Source organism: Mucilaginibacter sp. CAU 1740 (assembly GCF_039839285.1).
Classification (GTDB): domain Bacteria; phylum Bacteroidota; class Bacteroidia; order Sphingobacteriales; family Sphingobacteriaceae; genus Mucilaginibacter.
In genome coordinates this window covers 638393-645809 of sequence record NZ_JBDOQS010000003.1, presented here as the reverse complement: position 1 = coordinate 645809, position 7417 = coordinate 638393, and the positions used below count along the sequence as shown (strand labels likewise).

The window sequence follows — 7417 nt, the reverse complement described above, 5'->3', positions numbered from 1 at the left end:
AAAAGCTAATAAATTTACGCCATCACCATCAGGTGTGTATAACATTCTCAGGCGGCACAACAAAAATCGTTTGGTCACTGCTGATAAGGAAGTAAAGCGTAAAATCATTAAAGAACGTATGGGACAATTGGGGCATATAGATTGTCATCACCTGAGTAAGAGCGTCATCAAAGGTCAAACCAGGAAACTTTACATACTTTGTGTGCTGGATGATCATTCCCGGCTGGCCTGGGCTCAGGTTATGGAAGACATATCTTCCCTGACAACCATGTTCACTGCTTTACATTGTATGCAGGCACTAAAACGAGAATTCGGGATCCAGTTCGAAGAAATCATTGCCGATAATGGGCCTGAATTTGGAACAGCCGTCAGCCAGAATAAACGCAACCATCCCTTTGAACGAATGCTGATAGAAACCGGGATCAAACGCAGGTATATGAAGCCTTACAGACCGCAAACCAATGGAAAGGTTGAGCGCTTCTGGCGAACTCTTAACGAAGACCTAATCGAGGATACCGATTTTGATTCTTTAGAAGAACTCGAGGATGAACTTCTCAAGTACCTCGTTTACTATAACTGGGAAAGGCCACATCAGGGGATTAATGGTAAAAAGCCCATTGATATGGCTACCCTAAACAACAAAAATAATCCCTAATTCTGTTACCGAATTATCTAACCTTTACAATTGCGAGCGTAGCGTGGCAACCGCACGGAAGCATGGTCGCCCTGTATAGCATGCGATTGCTTCGTGCCTCGCAATGACATGAGGGGGAGTTTGTTCTTCTTGCATTGTTCTTGCGCTCGTTTGTAACGAGCGCTTAAAATGGTTTGGCGTTTGTAACGCCTGTGGTTTGCGTTACAAACGCAAACCCACGTTACGCACTCGTTACAAACGAGCGCGAGTTGTAAAAATCAAGTGAAGAAATTACTGCTTGACCTCCTCACTAAATGTCAACCTGTTGCCAAAGGGATCATGCACCGTCATCATAATGGCTTTATCATTCCATTCTGGTACCTCCAAACCAGGCCGATTGTATTTATAATTTTTGGCGATGAGATGAGCATGGTAATCGCGCAGCTCAGTAAAATCATCAATAGCAACATGGCTTCCGGGACTGGCATCGCCATGATGCTCGGATAAGTACAATATCACATCCTTTAGCGAGATCTGGATGTAAACCGGTCCCCCTTCGGGCTTGTGCTCCCAATCTGTTTTAAAGCCGAGCCAGTTGATATAAAACTCGACGGCCTTATCGTAATCAAAAATGCGGATGATGGGTTTTATTATCGACATAGGTAAATGATTGTTAAACAAATTTAACGTCGAAATAAGAAATTTCTACACCAATTACTTTCAATCTGATACAATTAATCGAATTACACAAATTCGCTTCAGTATCAACTCGTGTAATTCGCTAATTCGTAAAAATTCGTGTGAGAATTTATCGCTACCTACCAGTGTTTTTAAATGCCTCACTTGTAAAATGTTAATAGATGTTAAATGTGCTTTTAAGGAGGGGATGTACTATGTTTTCTTGCTGCGGATATTTTACTTTCGTCGGCACATTTGGCCCCTTCGTCTATTACATTAAATGCGGGTTTAAAATGGGGTTACCTTAGCACCATATGTTTGTACGCGTAAAGCCGGCCCTTATTATTGAAGTGTGTATCCACCTGTTGTTCTGGGCGTTGATCATATTTACCCCCATTATTTCCAGGCCCGAGATCCGCGGTTTTTCGCAAACTTTTTTTTCAACCGGGCATATTATCAGGTTTAATCTCATCCTTGCAGCCGAATTTTACCTCAATGCTTTCTTTTTGATCCCCAAAGTGTTAAAAAAGAACATAGGTCTCTACTTCGTATTGTTGCTATGCTCGTTTGTAGTACTTAACCTCATCCTTTTTTATACCCGGCCATATTTTCCTGAGCCGGTTTTTCCCGGGATGCCTCTGCACCGACCACCGGGGCATTATTTTTTGATATTTCCACTGTTATCAATCACAGCAGGCAGTTTTGCTTACCATTACCTGGCCGATCAGTTTAAGATCATCAATAAAAAGAAAGATATTGATAATGCCTCGCTGATCTCCGAACTGGCTTTTTTACGCTCGCAGATCAGTCCGCATTTTATATTTAATGTGATCAATAGCGCGGTGGCGCTTTCGCGCTTAAATCCAAAGGCCGTAGAGCCTACCTTGATCCAGCTTTCAAAACTATTACGCTACATGCTTTATGTAACTGATGAAGAGAAGGTTACCTTATATCAAAAGGAAGATTACCTGCGAAGCTATATCGACCTGCAGCAACTTCGCTTTCGCGACCAAGTGAAGATCAGCTATAGTTCGGACATTAAAGCGCCCGAAAAAACTATCGAGCCGATGCTGCTGATCCCCTTTGTGGAGAACGCCTTTAAACACGGCACCGGCGATATTGAAGCGCCAAGCATAGCCGTAACCTTATTTGCCGATGATAAAAACCTGCGCTTTAGCGTACAGAATGTTTATAACCCGGTGGAAATCGATAAAGATTCGGCATCGGGTATCGGCTTAGCCAACGTGAAACGGCGTTTAGAACTGCTGTATCCCGGCAAACACAATTTATATATCAATAAAAACGAGCAGGCCTATATAGTAATGCTGCAACTGGAGCTTAAATGATGAGATGTTTAATACTTGATGATGAGCCCCTTGCGCTCGATTTGCTGGAAGATAGCCTGAAGCACGTAAATACCATACAGGTAGTAGCCCGTTGCCGCAACGCCGGTGAGGCGATACTGGCCATGCAAAACGAACAGATAGACCTGATATTCAGCGATATTTATATGCCGGGTATCAACGGGTTGCAGTTTATCCGCAGCCTTACACAGAAGCCGATGGTAATATTTGTAACTGCTTATGAAAAGTTTGCGGTGGAGGGTTTTGAACTTGACGTGGTAGATTATTTGGTAAAACCTGTTCCGCTGGATAGGTTTTTAAAAGCCTGCCACAAAGCGCTTGATCTGTACGAACTTCGCCGGAGTTATGTGCCTCAGCAGGTTACCAAAAACTATTTCTTTTTGCATGCCGATTATAATTTGGTGAAGATCAATTTCGACCAGGTGGAGTACATCGAAGGTTTAAAGGATTATATCAAAGTACATCTTATTAACCAGCAAAAGCCGGTGCTATCTCGTATCAGCCTAAAAGCTATAGAGCTGCAATTGCCTGCCGATCAGTTTTTTAGGGTACACAAATCGTATTTGGTTAATCTGGATCATGTATCTCAAATGCGCAGGGCGAGGATCAAGCTGGTAAATACCGAAATTCCGTTGAGCGATGGATATAGAGATGTGATTAACAGGATGATTGGGAAGGTGTAGAATCCAATATATTATAATCTGCAATTCCTGGTTAAATTAAGGAGGGTGGGGAAAGTGCGATTCCCTCCCTTGGGAGGGTGTAGGGAGGGGTTTTACGTTATACATATTCTTTAGCAAGGCGTATAAACCCCTCCCTGCCACAACACAATCCAACGCGCCCCTCCCCAAGGAGGGAATCGAAAACGCTACTCCAATACTTAAGTTTAGCTGAGCGACGGAGTAAATCACCATTAAAAGCTTCCCCAGCCACCAAACCCACCCACTACACAATCTCCCCATTTATCTACACAAAGCCTAATCTCGTCGATTTTATTTCAGGAGCGCTAAAATAGGGTGCAATTTCGGTGCTGAAGAAATGGTACCCCTAATGAAGAGACTTTCCTTACTGTTAATTACTACCCTTGTTTTTTGTGCCGGAGCCGTGCAGGCACAGCAAACACAAAAAAAACTGAAGAAGATATTGGTCAACCATTTTTTCTCCTGCCCTTTGGATGAATTGCTCGATACCCTGTCCCTGAACTACCAGGTACGGATTGTATTTGAACGCGCCCCTTTGCATGAGATGGATGTGGTTGAGCACTTTTTTGAAGAACCGCTTAAAGATGTTATAGCCAAAGTGTGTAACGAAAACAGTCTGCACTATTGGATCGAGTCTACCGGGACAATTTATATCCTCCAAAACACCGACGATCTGGCCCGCTTGCAAAAACTTAACAAGCTGGCCTTGCAGGCGGCCAACACCGGGTTAAAAGCTAAAGAGATTGAAGCCCCCAAAGCGAAGCCCAAGCATTTTTTGATCAACGTTAATGGCCGGGTGATCGATCAGCAAACAGGCGAATCGCTGCCTTCCGCCTCGGTTAAGGTAAGAGGTACGGATTTAACCACCATGACCAACTCCGACGGTTATTTTACCTTGTTCCGCGTACCATCAGATACATCTGTGGTAGAAGTATCATACACCGGCTTTCAAACCGATTATTTCAGGCTGAGCAGCGAGAAACTCAACTCTACTTTAATTTGTGGCTTGTTCCCATCGCTTAATAGTTTAAACGAGGTTACCATCACCGGTAAAAAAAGCGGTGTAATGAATACCGATAGCAGGCAGGTTGGTGTATTGCAACTATCGCCGGCCAATTTGGATAAGCTACCAACCATGGGCGATAAGGATATATTGCGGGCTTTCCAGTTAATGCCGGGTGTAGCAGGCACTAACGAATCATCATCCGGAGCTTATGTACGTGGTGGCACGCCCGACCAGAACTTAGTGGTGCTGGATGGTTTTACCATTTACCAGGTTGATCACCTGTATGGATTTTTCAGCGCCTTCAACGCCAGTGCCATTAAAGATGTGCAGATGTATAAAGGTGGTTTTACCTCCAAATACGGCGGCAGGCTTTCCAGCGTTACCGAGATCAATGGTAAAGAAGGTAATAAAAACGAAACCAATATCGGTACCGATTTGAGCTTGCTGAGCGCCAGCGGTTACCTGGAAACGCCATTGTCAGATAAATCGAGCTTGTTATTGGCCGTAAGGCGTTCATACCAGGGCCCGTTTTATAATAAGATCTTTAATCAGTTTAACCAAACTTCTACTACGCAGGGCGGTGGTCCAACCGGCGGTGGTGGCCGCGGAGGTTTCGGCGGTGGAGGAGGCGGTGGTTTTGCCAACCAGATCACCCCGAGTTCGTACTTTTATGATTTTGATGCCAAGTACACTTACACTATAAGTCAAAAAGATAAAGTATCATGGAGTTTGTACACCGGCACTGATAAAACGGACAATAGCCGACAATTAGGTTTGCCTTCATTCCTGTCGTCGGGCAGTAGCGGTATCAATATTACCGATTACACCAAATACGGTAACCTGGGTAGCAGTATCAAATGGTTCAGGCAGTGGAACAAAAAACTGTACTCCAACGACTATATCACCTACTCATCTTATTTTAATGACAGGAATCGCAGCTCGTCAGGCTTTTCGCAAATAGATACCAATGGTATTTCGCATACCCTGAGCAACGGTACTTTGGAGACCAACAACCTGAAAGATGTTGGCTATAAATCGGAATGGGAATGGACCGCCAGTAATAAGTACAAACTGCTTTTCGGTGGCTTTGCAAACTATAAAAAAATAGATTACGAATACACGCAGAACGATACCAGCAAACTCATCAATCAGCATAACAGCGCTATGCTGGCCGGTGTATATACTGAGTTGGCTATCGACCCAAACAATAAATTTCACATTCAGCCCGGTTTGCGCGCAACCTACTTTGGCCCTACATCAAAACCATACTTTGAGCCGCGACTTTCAGCCAGCTACAACCTCACAGATAAGATCACAATTAAAGGCGCAACCGGGCAGTTTTACCAGTTCGAAAACCAGGTGATAAGGCAGGACGTATTGGGAGGCAACCGGAATTTCTGGGTGCTATCCAACAACAGCAACATCCCCGTAAGCCAGGCAAGGCATTACATACTGGGCACCAGCTATGAAAATGATGGCTTTTTGTTTAGCGTGGAGGGATACTATAAAACCCTTAACGGGCTTACCCAATACACGGTACAGCAAACACGCCCTGCCGGAACGGGCGGAGGCTTCATGAGCTTTAACCAAAATCAAACCCAAACGGTAGAGGAGCAATTTTATGAAGGTACGGGCCGTACAAAAGGCATAGAGTTTTTAGTGCAGAAAAAACTGGGCCGTTATACAGGTTGGATCAGCTATACATTTGCTAACGCGCAAAACAAGTTTTCGGCCTACGGCGATAGCTACTACGACGCCGATCAGGATGTACGCCACGAATTTAAATGGATCAATATGTACCATTACCAGCGATGGAACTTTGCCGCCACTTTCCTGTTCAGTACCGGTCACCCGTACACAGCGCCGTTATCAACTTACACAGTTAAAACGGTGGATGGAAACGCCATCACTTACATTAACCTGAGCGATAAAAATGCCGAGCGTTTACCGGCCTATCACAGGCTTGATCTTTCGGCCTCTTACGATCTGTTGAAAATAGATGGAAAAAAGGTAGGCTCTATCGGTTTCTCATTGTTTAACGTTTATAACCATGTTAATTCATGGTACCGCGAATACCAGCTGCAAAATAACCAGGTGATCACTACTAATGTTAACTACCTCGGCTTTACCCCCAACCTAACTTTAAGCTTACGATGGAAATAAAAACACATACACGATATATATTAGGCGCACTTGCAGGGCTTATACTGATAACCGCGGCCTGCAAAAAAAACAGTTCGGATACAAGCGCGGTAAACAAGCCGGTGGTTGAGGCATACCTTATTGCCGGGCAACCGGTTTCGGTAAAAGTATACCAGCAAAAGGATTTGACTGATACGGCAACCTATGGTGCTGCCCTAACAGGTTTAAGTATCAATGTAAGTAACGGCAGCCAAACCATTAAACTTACCGAAAGCGCGAGTGGTACTTACACCTACAGCGATACCACCTTTATTGTTGCAGGCCGAACTTATACCATGCAGTTTAGTTATAATAATACAACCATAAGCGCATCAACCATAATGCCGGGCAAACCAGTTGGTTTTAAACTTACGGATAGCGTATTTCACGTACCCAATAGTATCGACCAGGCTTATAATGATAAAGTGTTACAAACAATTACCTGGACAAATCCTGATTCATTGCAGCACCTGCTGCTTTTCAAAAATCTGGATAGCGATCCTTTTGAAATTGTTGCCGTGAGGAGTAACAACAAGCCAAGTTTCCAGATCAATACCGAAAAGGCAGCGATATACAACCTTACCCAAACATCATTTAAATACTACGGACATTACAAAGTGATACTGCTAAGGGTTAATGACGAGTATATCAACATCCTAACAACCAACACCCGCGGCAGTTCGCAGAGTTTGGTGAATACGCCAACCAACGTAGTTAATGGGTTAGGGATTTTTACGGCTATGCAAGCCGATACTTTGAACTTGAGAGTTACTACGCAGTAAGATAATTGTCTGAATCAGAATTTGCAGAATTATAAGATTTTCAGAATGAAAAATTTTGGTTTCGCACCATT

General features: G+C 43.8%; 6 protein-coding genes. 5 read left to right on the top strand and 1 reads right to left on the bottom strand.

From position 1 onward, the window contains the following. Positions 1–655: integrase core domain-containing protein (locus tag AAFN85_RS10275; protein ID WP_347527111.1), on the top strand; the 655-nt coding region annotated here is incomplete at its 5' end. Between the two features lie 270 nt (positions 656–925). On the opposite strand, the gene AAFN85_RS10270 is transcribed toward AAFN85_RS10275, so the two are convergent. After that, a complete protein-coding gene (locus AAFN85_RS10270; protein ID WP_347527109.1) occupies positions 926–1294 on the bottom strand; it encodes a glyoxalase superfamily protein in 369 nt (122 codons plus the stop codon). Between the two features lie 332 nt (positions 1295–1626). On the opposite strand from AAFN85_RS10270, the gene AAFN85_RS10265 reads away from it, so the two are divergent. From AAFN85_RS10265 to AAFN85_RS10250, 4 genes are all read left to right on the top strand, one after another. After that, complete coding sequence (locus AAFN85_RS10265; RefSeq protein ID WP_347527107.1) at positions 1627–2658, top strand: histidine kinase; 1032 nt, start codon at positions 1627–1629, stop codon at positions 2656–2658. Continuing rightward, positions 2658–3359, top strand: coding sequence for a LytTR family DNA-binding domain-containing protein (locus tag AAFN85_RS10260; protein WP_347527106.1), 702 nt, complete (start codon positions 2658–2660; stop codon positions 3357–3359). Before AAFN85_RS10265 ends, AAFN85_RS10260 begins: the two co-directional genes overlap by 1 nt. A 367-nt stretch (positions 3360–3726) precedes the next feature. Next, complete coding sequence (locus tag AAFN85_RS10255) at positions 3727–6546, top strand: TonB-dependent receptor (protein WP_347527105.1); 2820 nt, start codon at positions 3727–3729, stop codon at positions 6544–6546. Continuing rightward, positions 6537–7346 carry a DUF4249 family protein gene (locus tag AAFN85_RS10250; RefSeq protein WP_347527104.1) on the top strand — a complete coding sequence of 270 codons (810 nt, stop codon included), beginning with the start codon at positions 6537–6539 and terminating at the stop codon, positions 7344–7346. Before AAFN85_RS10255 ends, AAFN85_RS10250 begins: the two co-directional genes overlap by 10 nt. Positions 7347–7417 lie beyond the last annotated feature (71 nt).

Excerpts from the sequence above, each read along its gene's own strand:
- AAFN85_RS10270 (WP_347527109.1), bottom strand. The coding sequence starts at position 1,294 with ATGTCGATAATAAAACCCATCATCCGCATTTTTGATTACGATAAGGCC.
- AAFN85_RS10265 (WP_347527107.1), top strand. The coding sequence starts at position 1,627 with ATGTTTGTACGCGTAAAGCCGGCCCTTATTATTGAAGTGTGTATCCAC.
- AAFN85_RS10260 (WP_347527106.1), top strand. The coding sequence starts at position 2,658 with ATGAGATGTTTAATACTTGATGATGAGCCCCTTGCGCTCGATTTGCTG.
- AAFN85_RS10255 (WP_347527105.1), top strand. The coding sequence starts at position 3,727 with ATGAAGAGACTTTCCTTACTGTTAATTACTACCCTTGTTTTTTGTGCC.
- AAFN85_RS10250 (WP_347527104.1), top strand. The coding sequence starts at position 6,537 with ATGGAAATAAAAACACATACACGATATATATTAGGCGCACTTGCAGGG.